Annotated in this window: 19 protein-coding genes; 12 read left to right on the top strand and 7 right to left on the bottom strand. The window is 65.6% G+C overall.

Annotated features, from left to right (window positions below; all coding sequences use genetic code 11):
- Positions 1 to 77: 77 nt before the first annotated feature.
- Complete coding sequence (locus DUGA2_RS28585) at positions 78 to 722, bottom strand: glycine zipper 2TM domain-containing protein (protein WP_070272742.1); 645 nt, start codon at positions 720 to 722, stop codon at positions 78 to 80.
- Positions 723 to 842: 120 nt separating this feature from the next.
- Between DUGA2_RS28585 and DUGA2_RS28590 the strand changes: the two genes are divergently transcribed.
- Positions 843 to 1,592: a Crp/Fnr family transcriptional regulator gene (locus tag DUGA2_RS28590; protein WP_070272744.1), complete on the top strand. Its 750-nt coding sequence runs from the start codon at positions 843 to 845 to the stop codon at positions 1,590 to 1,592.
- A gap of 74 nt (positions 1,593 to 1,666) precedes the next feature.
- On the opposite strand, the gene DUGA2_RS28595 is transcribed toward DUGA2_RS28590, so the two are convergent.
- Together DUGA2_RS28595 and DUGA2_RS28600 are read right to left on the bottom strand one after the other, a co-directional pair.
- Positions 1,667 to 1,891, bottom strand: a complete 225-nt coding sequence (locus tag DUGA2_RS28595; protein ID WP_070272745.1) for a glycine zipper 2TM domain-containing protein — start codon at positions 1,889 to 1,891, stop codon at positions 1,667 to 1,669.
- A gap of 118 nt (positions 1,892 to 2,009) precedes the next feature.
- Positions 2,010 to 4,058: an AsmA family protein gene (locus DUGA2_RS28600; RefSeq protein WP_070272747.1), complete on the bottom strand. Its 2,049-nt coding sequence runs from the start codon at positions 4,056 to 4,058 to the stop codon at positions 2,010 to 2,012.
- 184 nt (positions 4,059 to 4,242) lie between these two features.
- Here DUGA2_RS28600 and DUGA2_RS28605 point away from each other — a divergent pair, with 184 nt between their 5' ends.
- The 7 genes from DUGA2_RS28605 (at position 4,243) to DUGA2_RS28635 (ending at position 8,455) form a co-directional block, all read left to right on the top strand.
- Positions 4,243 to 4,629, top strand: coding sequence for a DUF4398 domain-containing protein (locus tag DUGA2_RS28605; protein ID WP_070272748.1), 387 nt, complete (start codon positions 4,243 to 4,245; stop codon positions 4,627 to 4,629).
- A gap of 13 nt (positions 4,630 to 4,642) precedes the next feature.
- Positions 4,643 to 5,572, top strand: a complete 930-nt coding sequence (locus tag DUGA2_RS28610; RefSeq protein ID WP_070272750.1) for an OmpA family protein — start codon at positions 4,643 to 4,645, stop codon at positions 5,570 to 5,572.
- Between the two features lie 18 nt (positions 5,573 to 5,590).
- Positions 5,591 to 6,118 (top strand): bacterioferritin, encoded by a 528-nt coding sequence (locus DUGA2_RS28615; protein WP_070272752.1) that lies wholly within the window; start codon positions 5,591 to 5,593, stop codon positions 6,116 to 6,118.
- 61 nt (positions 6,119 to 6,179) lie between these two features.
- Positions 6,180 to 6,482 carry a YqjD family protein gene (locus DUGA2_RS28620; protein ID WP_008446875.1) on the top strand — a complete coding sequence of 101 codons (303 nt, stop codon included), beginning with the start codon at positions 6,180 to 6,182 and terminating at the stop codon, positions 6,480 to 6,482.
- A gap of 18 nt (positions 6,483 to 6,500) precedes the next feature.
- Positions 6,501 to 6,869 carry a phage holin family protein gene (locus DUGA2_RS28625; protein ID WP_070272753.1) on the top strand — a complete coding sequence of 123 codons (369 nt, stop codon included), beginning with the start codon at positions 6,501 to 6,503 and terminating at the stop codon, positions 6,867 to 6,869.
- A 12-nt stretch (positions 6,870 to 6,881) separates the two neighbouring features.
- The gene (locus DUGA2_RS28630) at positions 6,882 to 7,247 is read left to right on the top strand and encodes a hypothetical protein (protein WP_070272754.1); all 366 of its coding nucleotides are present in this window, start codon (positions 6,882 to 6,884) and stop codon (positions 7,245 to 7,247) included.
- Positions 7,248 to 7,294: 47 nt separating this feature from the next.
- Positions 7,295 to 8,455 (top strand): patatin-like phospholipase family protein, encoded by a 1,161-nt coding sequence (locus DUGA2_RS28635; protein WP_070272787.1) that lies wholly within the window; start codon positions 7,295 to 7,297, stop codon positions 8,453 to 8,455.
- A gap of 17 nt (positions 8,456 to 8,472) precedes the next feature.
- Here DUGA2_RS28635 and DUGA2_RS28640 read toward each other — a convergent pair whose 3' ends face one another.
- The 3 genes from DUGA2_RS28640 to DUGA2_RS28650 form a co-directional block, all read right to left on the bottom strand.
- Complete coding sequence (locus DUGA2_RS28640; protein ID WP_070272756.1) at positions 8,473 to 8,811, bottom strand: hypothetical protein; 339 nt, start codon at positions 8,809 to 8,811, stop codon at positions 8,473 to 8,475.
- A gap of 16 nt (positions 8,812 to 8,827) precedes the next feature.
- Positions 8,828 to 8,980 carry a DUF3309 domain-containing protein gene (locus tag DUGA2_RS28645; RefSeq protein ID WP_008446884.1) on the bottom strand — a complete coding sequence of 51 codons (153 nt, stop codon included), beginning with the start codon at positions 8,978 to 8,980 and terminating at the stop codon, positions 8,828 to 8,830.
- Positions 8,981 to 9,041: 61 nt separating this feature from the next.
- Positions 9,042 to 9,494: a glycine zipper 2TM domain-containing protein gene (locus DUGA2_RS28650; RefSeq protein ID WP_070272757.1), complete on the bottom strand. Its 453-nt coding sequence runs from the start codon at positions 9,492 to 9,494 to the stop codon at positions 9,042 to 9,044.
- A 227-nt stretch (positions 9,495 to 9,721) separates the two neighbouring features.
- On the opposite strand from DUGA2_RS28650, the gene DUGA2_RS28655 reads away from it, so the two are divergent.
- From DUGA2_RS28655 to DUGA2_RS28670, 4 genes are all read left to right on the top strand, one after another.
- Positions 9,722 to 10,033 (top strand): BON domain-containing protein, encoded by a 312-nt coding sequence (locus DUGA2_RS28655; RefSeq protein WP_070272759.1) that lies wholly within the window; start codon positions 9,722 to 9,724, stop codon positions 10,031 to 10,033.
- Positions 10,034 to 10,099: 66 nt separating this feature from the next.
- Positions 10,100 to 11,254, top strand: a complete 1,155-nt coding sequence (locus DUGA2_RS28660; RefSeq protein WP_070272761.1) for an AI-2E family transporter — start codon at positions 10,100 to 10,102, stop codon at positions 11,252 to 11,254.
- Between the two features lie 86 nt (positions 11,255 to 11,340).
- The gene (locus tag DUGA2_RS28665) at positions 11,341 to 11,631 is read left to right on the top strand and encodes a hypothetical protein (RefSeq protein WP_070272763.1); all 291 of its coding nucleotides are present in this window, start codon (positions 11,341 to 11,343) and stop codon (positions 11,629 to 11,631) included.
- Positions 11,632 to 11,701: 70 nt separating this feature from the next.
- Complete coding sequence (locus tag DUGA2_RS28670) at positions 11,702 to 12,622, top strand: hypothetical protein (protein ID WP_070272765.1); 921 nt, start codon at positions 11,702 to 11,704, stop codon at positions 12,620 to 12,622.
- Here the strand turns inward: DUGA2_RS28670 and DUGA2_RS28675 are convergent.
- The gene (locus DUGA2_RS28675) at positions 12,609 to 13,472 is read right to left on the bottom strand and encodes a YihY/virulence factor BrkB family protein (RefSeq protein WP_070272766.1); all 864 of its coding nucleotides are present in this window, start codon (positions 13,470 to 13,472) and stop codon (positions 12,609 to 12,611) included. The two genes, DUGA2_RS28670 and DUGA2_RS28675, sit on opposite strands and share 14 nt — an antisense overlap.
- Between the last annotated feature and the right edge of the window lie 15 nt (positions 13,473 to 13,487).

Raw genomic sequence — 13,487 nt, forward strand, 5'->3', positions numbered from 1 at the left:
TTGATTATGTTGTCGTGTTCGTGTATCTGGCTTCCATTATCTGCAATGCCGGCTTGCTTCTCTGTACGCTGGCGTACTTAAATGGAACGCAGTTGGCCGTTGACAATCTTGACCTGGTCGCCTTCGCGCCATTGCGGCTGCGACGACTGGTGCAGCACGCGCTTCTTGCCATTGTCCATGCGCACCGTGATCTCCCAGCTGTGCGTGGTTTTCATATTGCCCTCGACCTGGTTGCCGGCCACGGCGCCGCCGACCGCACCGGCCACGGTGGCCAGTTGACGGCCGTGGCCGCTGCCGACCTGGTTGCCCAGCAGGCCGCCCAGGATGGCGCCGCCGGCCGCGCCGACACCGCTACCCTGGCCGCGATGTTCGATCGAACGCACCGACTGCACCACGCCGCAGCTGGTGCAGACGGCCGGGCCCTGTTGGGCGACCTGTTCCTGTTGCTGCGCTTGTTGCTGCTGCGTCGGATACTGGCCCTGTGCCGGCGCCGCGTTGTTGGCGTAGCCGCCCGCGGCTTGCGTCGGCAGCGCTTGCTGCTCGGCCGGCGGCACCGACGACAGCTGGCCCGGCATCGGTGCGGCGCCCGGCACGGTGGCGCTGGAGTTGGGCAGCCAGCCCATGATGGCGGCGCTGCCGACGCCGCAGAACAGCACCACCGCGACGGCGGCGATGACCATGATCGGATGCAGCGTAGGCTTGGTGGAGGTTGGGGTGTCCATGGGATGTCCTTTTATTTTGGTTAAAGTAGTGCATTACGAGGCAGATTTTCACTCAAGACATGTTCTGCTTCCGTGCGTGAGCGTACATACAGCGCAAATCGTTGCCAGTAGGCTGATTCCATGCATACCTATCCCTCATCACAAACCGAAGAAGACAGAGCACAGCCCCGGCCTGTGCTGAACCGCCTGCTGGCCAGCCTGCCCGAAGAAGAGCAGGGCGAGCTGCTGGCCCTGTGCGACACGGTCAGGGTGGAGGTCGGCGACGTGCTGTACGAGCCGGGCCAGACCATCCGCCACATCTACTTTCCGGTCGACAGCCTGATCTCGCTGCTGGCGGTGGCCGAAGGCCGCATGACGCTGGAGGTGGGCTCGGTGGGGCAGGAGGGCATGATAGGCGCGTCGGTGGCGCTGGGGCACAAGCAGGCGCAGGTGCGCGCGGTGGTGCAGCGCGCCGGCCGCGCCAGCCGCGTCGACGCCGCCGCTTTCTGCGCCGAGTTCCGCCGCCATCCGTCGCTGCAGCGCCTGCTGTACCGCTACACCGACACCCTGCTGGCGCAGGCGATCCAGATCGCCGTGTGCAGCCGCTTCCATGTGCTGGAGGCGCGGCTGGCGCGTTCGCTGTTGATCACGCGCGACCGCCTGCAATCGGAAAAATTCCACCTGACCCACGAGTTCCTCGCGCACGCGCTGGGCGTGCGGCGGGTCGGCGTCACCAAGGCCGCCAGCGCGCTGCAGCAGCAAAAGCTCATCAGCTACAGCCGCGGCAATATCGAGATCCTCGACTCGGCCGGGCTGGAAGCCGTGTCCTGCCGCTGCTATGAGCTGGTCAAGGACAACGGCGCCATCGGCATGGCCAATGTGTTCCTGTAAAAAATATAAACAGTATAAATAAGCGGATAAAAAAAGCCCGGCGCGCAGCCGGGCTTTTTTCATGGGGCTGGCGATCAGCGCGGTGGCTTGCTGACCTGGTTGCCGATCACGCCGCCCACTGCCGCGCCGCCGACGGTGCCGACAGGGCTGCCGCCAGTCAATACCGAGCCGGCCACGGCGCCGACGCCCGCGCCGACGGCGGTGTTACGGTCCTGGTTCGACATGCCTGCGCAAGCGCTCAGGCCCAGGGTGGCCGCCAGGATGGCGGCGGTGGATACGAGTTGTTTGACGTTCTTCATGGTCTACTCCTTACTGGCTGATTAAGGCGCGGCAGAGAGCGCCAGCACCAATGACTACAGAGTACGCAAGTCCCCGTCCCATCTCCGTTCGACAACGCACATAGAGCCCAAGTCGGTTTTAATGCTTGACCGGCGGTTTCGGCGCCAGCGTCTTGCCCGGCGCCGGTGCGACCGGCTTGCCGCCTTGCTGCGCCAGCAAGGTGGCGCAGCCGGTGGTTTCGCCGGGGCCGGCGTTGATCAGCGGCAGGATGGCCGCCACCGGCGCCACCACGGCCAGCGCCAGCGCGCCGCCGGCGCGCAAGGCCAGCACGCCCTTGTCGATGCTGACGTCCGGATCCTTGAAGGTGCCGCGCACATAGATCGGCGCCCGCAGCGAGATCACCCGCAAACCCTTGGCGTCGGGGCGCAGCGTCAAGTCCAGCTTTTCGTTGCCCAGGTTGACCGTGCCGGCGATGTCGATCTTGGCGTCCGAGGTGTCGACCACGAACAGGCGCGATTGCATCAGGCCGTTGGTGACGCCGAAGTCCGTGACCATGCAGTTGAGCTTGACCTGCTTGTCGCCCACCAGCTTGGTCAGCACCACGTTGCCGATGTTCAGGCCCATCTCTTCCAGCAGCAGCTTGCTGACGCTGCCTTCGTTGATCACGCCCTTCAATTCGCCGTTCGACGAACCGAGCAGGCTGGCCACCGAGTTGCCGGTGGCCGACAGCGAGATGTCGGCGTTGACTTCGCCCACCGTGGCCTGCATTTCCTCGATGCGCGGGAACAGCTGCTTGAGCTTGAGATGGCGCGCGCCGGCCTTGAGTTCGGCGCGGATGGCGTTGGGGTTGAGCTTGCCGCTGCCGTCGAGCATGACGTTGGAGGTGAAGCGGCCGCCGGCGATGTCGAAGTTCATCGGCTTGAGCGTCAGCACGCCGTCCTGCATGCCGATCCGGGTGTCGAGCTTGGAGATCGGCAAATCCTTGTCGCGCGTGATGCGCTGGGCCTGGAAGCCGACGTCGGCGTCCAGCGCGGTCCAGCGCTCGGTCTTGAAGGTTTCCACCGGCAGCACCTTGTCGCCGGGCTGCACCGGCTCCACGCCGCGCGCTTCCTTGGCGGCGTTGGAGTCGGCGCCGATCAGCGGGCCAAGGTCGGAGAATTGCAGCAGCTTCGATTGCACCGCGCCCGTCAGCAATGGACGCGGCAGCGACTGGCCATAGCGGTACTCGAGCTTGCCGCCGATGTCGGAATTGCCGACGCGGCCGGTGAACTGGTCGTACACCCAGCGGCTGGCGTTGCCGCCCAGGTTGCCCGTCAGATGGCCTTCGGTGGCGAAGGCCGGGGTTTCCGGCAGCAGCACGCCGGTAAGGCCGTACAGCCGCGCCATGCTGGGGCCGGACAGCTTGAGCCGCATGTCGAGCGCGGTCAGCGAGGACGGCTTGGTCAGCGTGCCGACCACCGCGATGCGGGTGCCGCCGACGTTGATGTCGGCCGCCAGCGGGTAGGGCGTCGATTGCTGTTGCAGCGACAGCACGGCGCCGGCCTTGCCGCCGCCGCTGACGGTCTGGCGGTTCCACTTGCCGTTGACCTTCCACGCCACGCCGTAGGTCGGATCGGCGTTCAGCGTGTCGACCTCGGCCACGGCGTCCACATGCGTGAGCGCATCGAGGTAGTGCACCGTGCCCTTGGTGAACACCACGCGCTGCAGGTCCAGCTTCCACGGCGACGGTTTGTCGGCCTGCTTGAAGGTCCAGTTGTTGCGGCCGTCGCCGTCGCGCTGCAGCAGCACCACCGGCGCATCGAAGCGCAGCACCGGGATGCTGATCTTGTGCTCCAGCAGCGGCAGCAGGTCGATCGAGAAGGCGAACTGGCCGACGCTGGCCATTTCCTGCTGCGCCTGGATACCCGCTGGATTGCCGACATGGACATCGTGCGCCACCAAGTGGGGCAGCGGCAGGTAGTCGCTCCAGGTGCGGTCGGCGTCGCTGCGGCCCTGGCGCTCCCAGGTCAGCGACAGGTCGCCGCGGATGGCGAACGGCCGGTCGATGGCTTCGCTGACTTTTTCATTGAGCCACGGGCGGGCGCGGTTCCAGTCGTAGTTCATCAGGACGATCACGGCGGCGGTGGGCACGGCGATCAGCACGCCGGCGACGGCGAGGGCGATACGGGTGCGGCGGGGCAGGGACATGGCTGGCCTTTCTTCTTATTGGAATGACGGTATTTTACTAGGCTACACCGGCGCGCACGCCGCACGGGTGCGCTGGCGCACAAAGGCCGGCATGGCCGGCGCGGAATGTGCGGCACCGTACTGAAGCTGCGGCGGCATCGGCCTATAACGTCAACCTACCGCATGACTTTTAAGGAGAAGAATAATGAATACGACCCAACACCACCTCGCCGCACTGTGCGCGATTGCCGCCTTGCTGGGCCTGAGCGCCTGCGCCAGCAACAAGACGCCGGCCACCGCCGACGTCGCCGTCTCGCGTGCCGCGGTGGCCAACGCCACCAGCGCCGGCGCCGCCGACCTGGCCCCGGCCGAGATGCAATCTGCGCGCGACAAGCTGATGCGCGCCAACCAGGCGCTGGCCGCCAAGGATTACAAGACCGCGCAAGACCTGGCCAACCAGGCTTCGGCCGATGCACAACTGGCGCAGAGCAAGGCCAGCTCGGCCAAGGCCACCACGGCCGCCGACGAGCTGCAGCAAAGCATACGCACGCTGCGCGAAGAATTGAACCGCAGCACCAACACTACCCAATAATAAGGAGCTCACCATGAACCCACTGCGCATCAAACAAATGAAACTCATCCCGCTCGCCTTCGCAATGTCGATGATGTTCGCCGCCTGCAGCACCACGCCGACCACCACCAGCCTGCTCGACCAGACCCGCGGCGACTTCGTGGCGGCGCAAAGCAATCCTTCGGTGGCCGCCAACGCGCCGCTGGAATTCAAGGCCGCCGCCGACGCGCTGGACCGCGCCAACGCCGCCGCCGCGAAGAAGGACAGCCTGGACGAGATCGACAAGCTGGCCTATATCGCCAAGCAGAAGATCGCCACCGCGCAGGAAGTGGCCAAGGGCAAGCGCGCCGAGGCTGACATCGCCAACGCCGGCCGCCAGCGCGACGAGATCCGCCTGGAAGCCCGCACCGCCGAAGCCAACAAGGCCCGCATGAGCGCCGACCAGGCCAAGGCGCAAGCGAATATGGCCAAGGCCGATGCCGACGCCGCGCGCGCCCAGGCCGACGCCGCCGCCAACAGCGCCCGCGACGAAGCGGCCAAGAACGCCGCCCTGCAACAGCAGCTGGCCGACCTGCAAGCCAAGCAGACCGACCGCGGCCTCGTCGTCACGCTGAGCGATGTGCTGTTCAATGTCGACCGCGCCGAGCTCAGCGCCGAAGGCATGCGCACCGCGCAAAAGCTGGCCGACGTGCTGATGCAAGACCCGCAGCGCGCCGTGCTGATCGAAGGTTTCACCGACAGTACCGGTACCGCCTCGCACAACCTGGAGCTGTCGCAGCGCCGCGCCGAATCGGTGCGTAACGCCCTGATCGGCATGGGCGTGAAGGCCGACAAGATCGCTACCCGCGGCTATGGCGAAGCCTTCCCGGTCGCCAGCAATACGGACGCCGGCAGCCGCCAGCTGAACCGCCGCGTCGAGATCGTGCTGTCGCAGAACGGCGCGCCGATCGCCACCCGTCACTAAACTTCAAGGAAGAACATCATGGCAGAATCCAACCCCACCGGCATCGACAAAGAGGCTATCCGCGCAGCGGCGCGCAATCTGCAGGATGGCCCGGTCACGGCAGGCTACCAGGGCGACCGTCAGGCCGTCGTCAAGATGCTCAACGATGCGCTGGCGACCGAGCTGGTCTGCATCCTGCGCTACAAGCGGCACTACTACACGGTCAGCGGCCGCGACAACGGCCCGATCAAGGCCGAGTTCCTCGAACACGCGATGCAGGAACAGGAACACGCCGATTGGCTGGCCGAGCGTATCATTCAATTGAACGGCCAGCCTGATTTCAATCCGGCAACATTGCTCGCACGTAGCCATGCCGAGTATGATGCATCTGACGATGTGCAATCGATGATCAAGGCCAACCTGATCGCCGAGCGCGTCGCCATCGAATCCTACCGCCAGATGATCGAGCAGATCGGCACGACCGATCCGACCACGCGCCATCTGTTGATCAAGATCATGGCGGTGGAAGAAGAACACGCAGACGATATGCGCGATTTGCTGGATTAATGCATAGTTGGTATTTTGCTGTACAGTTTTCACCTCACACAACCATAACAGGAGCTCCATCATGCTGGAACAAAACATCAGTACCGTGAATAACGACGTGAAAACTCTGGTTAAAGATGCGCAGGCATTGTTCACCGCCGCCACCGCGCTGACCGGCGAAAAGGCCGAGGAACTGCGCGGCCGCGGCATGCGCGCGCTCGACACCGCGCTGGCCAAGGCCCACGAGGCGCAGCAGAGCGCCGTCGCCGCCAGCAAGGAAATGGCCAAGCAGGCCGACGTCTACGTCAAGGAAAACCCGTGGCGTTCGATCGCCGCGGCGGCCGGCGTGGGCCTGCTGATCGGCGTCATCATCGGCCGCAAGTAAGCCATCGTGTCCGATGAGATGAACCGTCCGCCGGGGCTGATCGCCTCGCTGGGCAATATCACCCGCAACGGCATCGGCCTGGTGCTGACGCGGCTGGAGCTGGCCGCGCTGGAACTGTCGCAGGTGCGCAATCACCTGCTGCAGCTGGTGCTGGTGTTCGCGCTGGCCGTGGTGGCGGGCTGCTTCGCGCTGGCCTATGGCACGGTGACGATCGCCTACCTGGCCTGGGATGTGATGGGCTGGAAGATCCTGCCGCTGATCACCGGCGTGTTCCTGCTGATCGCCGTCGGCCTGATGCTGTATGCGCGCGGCCTGATACGCAGCGGCAAACTGTCGATGCCGGCGACCATGGCCGAACTCAAGTCCGACCGTGACATGCTGTTGTAACCGGGAGAGCAGATGAGCAAAGAATCCGAACACGCCGCGATCGACGCGGACAAGCAGCGCCTGATACGCGAGGGTGAGCTGTACCGCATCAAGGTGGTGCACGCCAAGGCCCTGGTGGCCAACGCGCTGCAGCCGGACGCGATGTTCCATGGCGCCGTCGAGCAGGCCATCGGCATGGCCCAGGCCCGCCTCGGCGGCCTGTTGCAGCCGGGCGGCCTGAAGGGCATCAACTTCAAGACGCTGATGCCGTATGCGCTGACGGTGGGTTCCTACATCGCCCGCAAGCGCCTGGTCAAGCCGGTCATGGGCGTGGCGCTGGTTGCCGGCCTCGGCGTGGCCTGGCTGTTGCGGCGCAAACCCGCGCCGGAGCAGGAGTAATCCCCCAAACGCCGCCACCGCGGCGTTTTTTTATTGGAGCTATGCAGATGAGCAGTCCCAAACCCGAATTGAATCCCGAGCGCTTGCGCGTGGTGCTGGTGTTGCAGGGCGGCGGCGCGCTGGGCGCCTACCAGGCCGGCGTGTTCCAGGCGATGCACGAGCACGGCCTGGCGCCGGACTGGATCGTCGGCACGTCGATCGGCGCGATCAACGCCGCCATCCTGGCCGGCAATCCGCACGAGACGCGGCTGCAGCGGCTGCGGCAGTTCTGGGACGGCATCGCCCACCGCGACAGCTACGATATGCGCCATGTGCCGGACCAGCAGCGGCGCTCCAACGTGCTGCTGCAAACCTGGGACACGCTGCTGCGCGGCGTGCCGGGCTTCTTCAAGCCGCGCTTCATGAGCCTGTTCCCGACCGGGGCCGCGGTCGATCCCGAGCAGGCCAGCTTCTACGACACGAGCGAGCTGGGCGATACCTTGAACCGCCTGATCGATTTCGATTACCTGAACCAGCCGGGCGGCATGCGGCTGACGGTCAACGCGCTCAAGGTCGCCTGCGGCAGCCTGCGCAGCTTCGACAACCGCGAACAAACCCTCAACGCCGACCACATCCGCGCCAGCGGCGCGCTGCCGCCGGGCTTCCCGCCGGTGCGCATAGACGGCGAGCTGTACTGGGACGGCGGCCTGTATTCGAACACGCCGCTGGAGACCGTGCTGGACGATAACGAGCATGTCGATACGCTGTGCTTCATGGTCGATTTGTGGAGCGCCGACGGCCCCGAGCCGACCACGCTGGACGAGGTGCAGACCCGGCAGAAGGATGTGACCTTCGCCTCGCGCTCCAAGCGCCACCTGGACGACTATGTCGCCACCCACAAGCTGCAGCAGAAGTTGCGCGAGCTGTACCAGGCCTTGCCGGAGCGGGCGAAGACGGTCGAGGGCGCGCAGGACCTGGCCGAGCTGGGCTGCGGCACCACGCTGCACGTGGTGCGGCTGGCGTACGCCGGGCGCGACTGGAACATGGCGGCCAAGGACATCAATTTTTCCAAGGGGTCGATCGAATGGCGCTGGGAGCAGGGCTACCAGGATGCGCTGCGCGCCATCGAGGCGGCGGGCTGGCTGAGTTTTGTGACGGAAGATACGCCGCTGGTCGTGCATGAACTGCCGCCGTTGCGGCGGCCGCACGACCAGGAGCGGGCCGCTTAGCGCGGCCGGCGGGGCGGTCAGTGCGGGTGGTGCTCGGCGCTGATCTGGGCCGCGTTCGCCATGTCCTGCTGGTAGGTGGCGCGCGCCTCCTGCAGGCAGCGGCGGCGCTCGGCGGCCGGGCCTTGTTTGCAGGCGATGTTGGCCTCGGCCAGCGCGGCGCCGATTTCCTTGCGCAGCGTGCGCAGCTGCGCGGCGGCGCTGGCGTCGTCCTGATACCAGCGCGCCGGATCGCCCTTGGCGATTTCCGACTGTTGCAGCTGCAGGTTTTGCGGTGGCGTGGTCTTGCTCTGCGCCTGCGCCGCGCAGGCGGCGCAGGCCATGGCCATGCCGATGACGAGGTGTCGTATATGAGCCATGATGTCCGCCGTTCGCTTACAGCCTGCCGGTGAGCAGCATGATCAGCAGGATCACGACGATCAGGCCGGTGATGCCGCTGGGCGCATAGCCCCAGCTGCGGCTATGCGGCCAGGTTGGCAGGGCGCCAATCAAAGCCAGGACGAGTATGATCAAAATGATGGTGCCCATGGGGTTCTCCTGTTGGTGGTAATGAGTAGCGATGAATAGCGATGAATAACGATTAATACGATTAATAACGATAAACGCGGCCGTCGACCAGGCGCACGCGGTTGCCGGTGCGCAGGTCGTAGATGCTGTCCTGGTTGACGATGCGGTAGTCGCCGTTATCCATGCGCACGCTGATCTGGTACTGCTCGTGCGACTGGTTGCGGTTGCTCTCCACATTGTTGCCGACCACGGCGCCGCCGACTGCGCCGGCCACGGTGGCGGCGGTGCGGCCGCTGCCCGAGCCGACCTGGTTGCCCAGCAATGCGCCGACCAGCCCGCCGGTGACGGCGCCGGCGCCGCTGGTGCCGGATTTGGCCTGCGTGACCTGGATGGATTCGATGGTGCCGTAGGAAGCCGCTTCAGCCTGGTTGGCGTAATAGCCTTGCTGTTGCGGCACAGAGCTGGTGCTGGCGCAGCCGCTGAGGACGGCGGTGCCGGCGACGAGCACGGCGGCGATGGCGGTCATGTGTTTCATATTGTTCTCCCGAAAAAGTATGAATCCAGCATAGCCAGCGCGCCGGCCAGGGTCTGTGCGCTTACGCACCTAGTTCAGGCGCCGTGTGCGATGTGCGGTCTGTGTACGGTACCGTACAGAGATAGGCGGGGAAGGGGCGTACAACGTCTACATCGGTAGCAAGGACATCCGGTCCATGCCAGCTGACAAACGACTGTTAAGACTTTAATCACTCCAAGGAGAATGCTATGAAAATCGCACACAAAATCGCTACCGCCCTGTTCACCGTTTCGCTGCTGGCCACCGCCGGCTGCGCATCGACCTCGACCAAAGAAGGCACCGGCGAGTATGTCGACGATTCCGTGATCACCACCAAAGTCAAAGCCAGCATCTTCAACGAGCCTAGCCTGAAGTCCACGGAAATCAATGTGGAAACCTTCAAGGGCACGGTACAGCTGAGCGGCTTCGTGGCCCAGCCTGAAGACATCGCCAAGGCCGGCCAGATCGCCCGCGGCGTCAAGGGCGTGACCGGCGTGAAGAACGACATCCACGTCAAGTAAGCTTTACCTGCCGGCGCGGTCCAGCCCAGCCGGGTTGGCCGCGCCGGGATTTTTTAGCGAGCCATCATGAGCCAGCAGCCTGAAGTACTCCCCCTCGTCAACGCTGCTGTCGCCGAAGGCGATGGCCCGCGTATTCCCCTGCATGTCCACGCCCGTGGCCTGGCGCTCGGCGTCATCGCGACGGTAGCGTTCATCTACGCGCTGCAATGGTCGCGCAATTTCCTCGTTCCCCTGTTACTCGGCATCCTGATCACCTATATGCTCAGCCCCATCGTGTGCTGGCTGGAGCGCATGCGCCTGCCGCGCGTGGTCGGTGCGACGCTGATCACCGCCGCCATCCTCGGCGGCTCGCTGGTCGTCATCGACAAGGTGCAGGGCGAGTTCGAATCCATCGTCGAAGAACTGCCCACCGTCAGCCATAAGCTGTCGCGCCTGCTGGCCGACCGCAGCCATCAGGGCCCCAGCACCTTGCAGCGCATCCAGGCCGTGGCCACCGAATTGCAGCAGGCCACCAGCGGCGCCCAGGAGCGCCGCGCCGCGCGCAAGGCCGCGCCGCCGCCGGACAGCGGCACGCTGCCCGTCATGGACTGGCTGTGGGCCGGTTCGATGGGCGTGATGGGCTTCCTCAGCCAGGCGGTGATGGTGATCTTCCTGGTGTTCTTCCTGCTGTTGTCGGGCGATACCTTCAAGCGCAAGCTGGTCAAGTTGACCGGGCCGTCGCTGAGCAAGAAGAAGATCACCGTGCACATCCTGGAGGACATCAACTCGTCGATCCAGAAATACATGCTGATGCTGCTCGTCACCAACGGCCTGCTGGCCTTGCTGATGTGGATAGCGCTGCGCTGGATCGGGCTGGAGAACGCCGGCGCCTGGGCCATCGTGGCCGGGCTGCTGCACCTGATGCCTTACTTCGGTCCCTTGCTGATCACGCTGGCCACCGGCGCGGTGGCCTTCATGCAATTCGAATCGTTCCAGATGAGCGCGCTGGTGATGGGCACCTCGCTGGCCATCGCCACGCTGGTCGGCACCGTGGTGGCGACCTGGATGACCGGCCGCTTCGCCCGCATGAACGCGGCGGCGGTGTTCGTCAGCCTGCTGTTCTGGGGCTGGTTGTGGGGCGTGTCCGGCCTGCTGCTGGGCGTGCCGCTGATCGTCATCGTCAAGGTGGTGGCCGAGCGCGTCGAAGGCATGGAAGTGGTGGCGGAACTGCTGGGCGAATAGGCTGGCCGGCCGCAAGTGCGCAATCGCACTTGTTTCTATGCGCGAGTCGGCTAACATACGGTTACACCTATCTTGAGGAGCAGCACATGAGTCCAGAGCATGACCGCCGCGCGCGGCCGGAGACCTCGGAAACTGCAGGCTGGCATTCCCTGGAGTTCATCGTCCGCCAGGCACTGGAAGTGCAGCGCGACATCGGCACCGCCAGCGCGGTGCAGTTCCTGCAATCGATCGGCATCAGCCCGCAGGTGATCGCCCGCGTGCTGGCGCCCGACGCGGTGATCCGCGAAGAAGACCAGCAGGCGCTGGCGTCGACCCTGCCCGTGGCCGACCTGCCGGTCGCCACGCCGCGCTCTTACCTGCGGCGCAAGCCCACGTGAGAATCCGAGAGTATGTGCGGGTGGTGGTAATGGTAAAGTCAAGTTTGCTTCTATACCAATCGCCCGCCACATGGCCCACTCCTCCTTCGTAGCGCGGCGCCGCGCCCTGCAACTAGCCGCCGGGCTGGGCGTGTATGCCGCGCTCGCGCGGCAGTCCGGCGCCGCCACGCGCGATCTGACGCCGGAGGAGTTCGCCGGCCGGACCTGGTCGGAAGACTTATCCCAGGCCGAAGCCACCTTGCGCTACCAAGCCTACTACACGCATCAGCTGCGCCGGCCGTATGCGCCGGCGCGCTTGGCGTCCTTGCCGGACCTGGCCCTGGTCAAGGCCTTCGATGATCTGTTCCGTATCGTTTTCCATACTGCCGACCAGGACGTTGCGCGCCACCTGCTGCAAGTCCATGCGCTGCTGCGCCAGCGTGGACTGGGCACGCCGGCGCAGCTGCAAGGCTGCTACGATGCCTGCTACTATGCCCGGCTGTTTGCGCCGGCCGCGCAGCTGGCGCTGCGCTTTCCCGGTCAGCTGGAGACCTCGCCGCCCATCCATGTCGCCGCCGACGCTGGCATCGCCGTGCCGACCTTGATACGGCTGGCCAGCGGCCGCAGGGAGCTGTACGCGACGCGCTACCCGATACCGCAGCGGCCGGCGGTCATCATGATCGGCGACGCCGGCTGCCATTTTTCCCGCGCCGCCACCGACGCGCTGGCGCGGGACGCGGCCCTGATGCGGCGCTTCGACGGCGCCTTGCAGTTGCTGGCGCCGCACGCGCTGCGCCTGCGCTTCGACGCGTATGCGCAATGGAATGCCGACCATCCGGCGCTGCCGATGGCGATCGCCTACCACTGGCGCGGCTGGTCCATGCTCGACGTGCGCAGTACGCCGGTCTTCTATTTCTTCAATGGTGGCAAGGTGCGCCATGTAGCCGCCGGCTGGCGCGACGACACGGCCAGGGCTGGTGTCGTCGCCGGCCTCGATGCTATCGGCCTGTAGCGGCCGGTTCGCGCAGGCTGCCCAGCTGCAGCGCGTACTGGCGCGCGAACTCGGCGCCGAGGAAGAAGATCTGCGCCGAGTAGTACACCCACAGCAGCAGCGCGATCACCGAACCGGCGGCGCCGAAGCTGCTGGCGACGCCGCTGTTGCCGATATAGACCCCGATCAGGTATTTCCCCAGCGTGAACAGGGCGGCCGTGCCCAGCGCGCCTATCGTCACGTCATGCCATGACAGCTTGATGCGCGGCAGCAGCTTGAAGATCGCCCCGAACAGCGCGGCGATGACCAGGTAGCCGATCGCCATATTGGCGGCCGACAGCACGATGCCGGCCTCGCGCCAGTAGTTCCCCCACAGTTTTTCCAGCAAGGCCAGCGCGGCGCTGACCACCAGCGACACCATCAGCAGGAAGGCCAGCACCAGGATCATGCCGAAGGACAGCAGGCGGGTGCGGACCACGTCCCAGACCGTGCCGTGGACCAGCGGCGGTACTTGCCAGATGTCGTCGAGGCTGGCCTTGAGCTCGGCAAACACGCTGGTCGCGCCGAACAGCAGCAGGGCGCCGGCGATCAGCGTGGCCAGCAGGCCTTGCTCCTTGTCGCGGGCGCCGGCCAGCACCAGCTGGATCGCTTCCGCGCCCTGGCTGCCGACCAGGCCGCGCAGTTCGTTGAACAACTGGCCCTGCGCCGCCTGCGGCCCGTAGAACCAGCCGGCGATCGCCAGCACCAGCACCAGCACGGGGGCCAGCGAAAACAGCGTATAAAAGGCCAACGCCGCGCCCTTGCTGCTGGCGCGGTGTTCAAACCATTCGCTGACGGTACATCGCAGTACCGTGACGAGAGTGAGCTTCATCGAAAAAAAGCCCCG

Origin of the sequence: Duganella sp. HH101, assembly GCF_001758795.1 — a bacterium.
GTDB lineage: Bacteria > Pseudomonadota > Gammaproteobacteria > Burkholderiales > Burkholderiaceae_D > Rugamonas > Rugamonas rivuli.

Bases quoted from the DNA above. Each gene is read 5' to 3' on its own strand.
- DUGA2_RS28585 (WP_070272742.1), bottom strand. From the start codon at position 722: ATGGACACCCCAACCTCCACCAAGCCTACGCTGCATCCGATCATGGTC.
- DUGA2_RS28590 (WP_070272744.1), top strand. From the start codon at position 843: ATGCATACCTATCCCTCATCACAAACCGAAGAAGACAGAGCACAGCCC.
- DUGA2_RS28595 (WP_070272745.1), bottom strand. From the start codon at position 1,891: ATGAAGAACGTCAAACAACTCGTATCCACCGCCGCCATCCTGGCGGCC.
- DUGA2_RS28600 (WP_070272747.1), bottom strand. From the start codon at position 4,058: ATGTCCCTGCCCCGCCGCACCCGTATCGCCCTCGCCGTCGCCGGCGTG.
- DUGA2_RS28605 (WP_070272748.1), top strand. From the start codon at position 4,243: ATGAATACGACCCAACACCACCTCGCCGCACTGTGCGCGATTGCCGCC.
- DUGA2_RS28610 (WP_070272750.1), top strand. From the start codon at position 4,643: ATGAACCCACTGCGCATCAAACAAATGAAACTCATCCCGCTCGCCTTC.
- DUGA2_RS28615 (WP_070272752.1), top strand. From the start codon at position 5,591: ATGGCAGAATCCAACCCCACCGGCATCGACAAAGAGGCTATCCGCGCA.
- DUGA2_RS28620 (WP_008446875.1), top strand. From the start codon at position 6,180: ATGCTGGAACAAAACATCAGTACCGTGAATAACGACGTGAAAACTCTG.
- DUGA2_RS28625 (WP_070272753.1), top strand. From the start codon at position 6,501: ATGAACCGTCCGCCGGGGCTGATCGCCTCGCTGGGCAATATCACCCGC.
- DUGA2_RS28630 (WP_070272754.1), top strand. From the start codon at position 6,882: ATGAGCAAAGAATCCGAACACGCCGCGATCGACGCGGACAAGCAGCGC.
- DUGA2_RS28635 (WP_070272787.1), top strand. From the start codon at position 7,295: ATGAGCAGTCCCAAACCCGAATTGAATCCCGAGCGCTTGCGCGTGGTG.
- DUGA2_RS28640 (WP_070272756.1), bottom strand. From the start codon at position 8,811: ATGGCTCATATACGACACCTCGTCATCGGCATGGCCATGGCCTGCGCC.
- DUGA2_RS28645 (WP_008446884.1), bottom strand. From the start codon at position 8,980: ATGGGCACCATCATTTTGATCATACTCGTCCTGGCTTTGATTGGCGCC.
- DUGA2_RS28650 (WP_070272757.1), bottom strand. From the start codon at position 9,494: ATGAAACACATGACCGCCATCGCCGCCGTGCTCGTCGCCGGCACCGCC.
- DUGA2_RS28655 (WP_070272759.1), top strand. From the start codon at position 9,722: ATGAAAATCGCACACAAAATCGCTACCGCCCTGTTCACCGTTTCGCTG.
- DUGA2_RS28660 (WP_070272761.1), top strand. From the start codon at position 10,100: ATGAGCCAGCAGCCTGAAGTACTCCCCCTCGTCAACGCTGCTGTCGCC.
- DUGA2_RS28665 (WP_070272763.1), top strand. From the start codon at position 11,341: ATGAGTCCAGAGCATGACCGCCGCGCGCGGCCGGAGACCTCGGAAACT.
- DUGA2_RS28670 (WP_070272765.1), top strand. From the start codon at position 11,702: ATGGCCCACTCCTCCTTCGTAGCGCGGCGCCGCGCCCTGCAACTAGCC.
- DUGA2_RS28675 (WP_070272766.1), bottom strand. From the start codon at position 13,472: ATGAAGCTCACTCTCGTCACGGTACTGCGATGTACCGTCAGCGAATGG.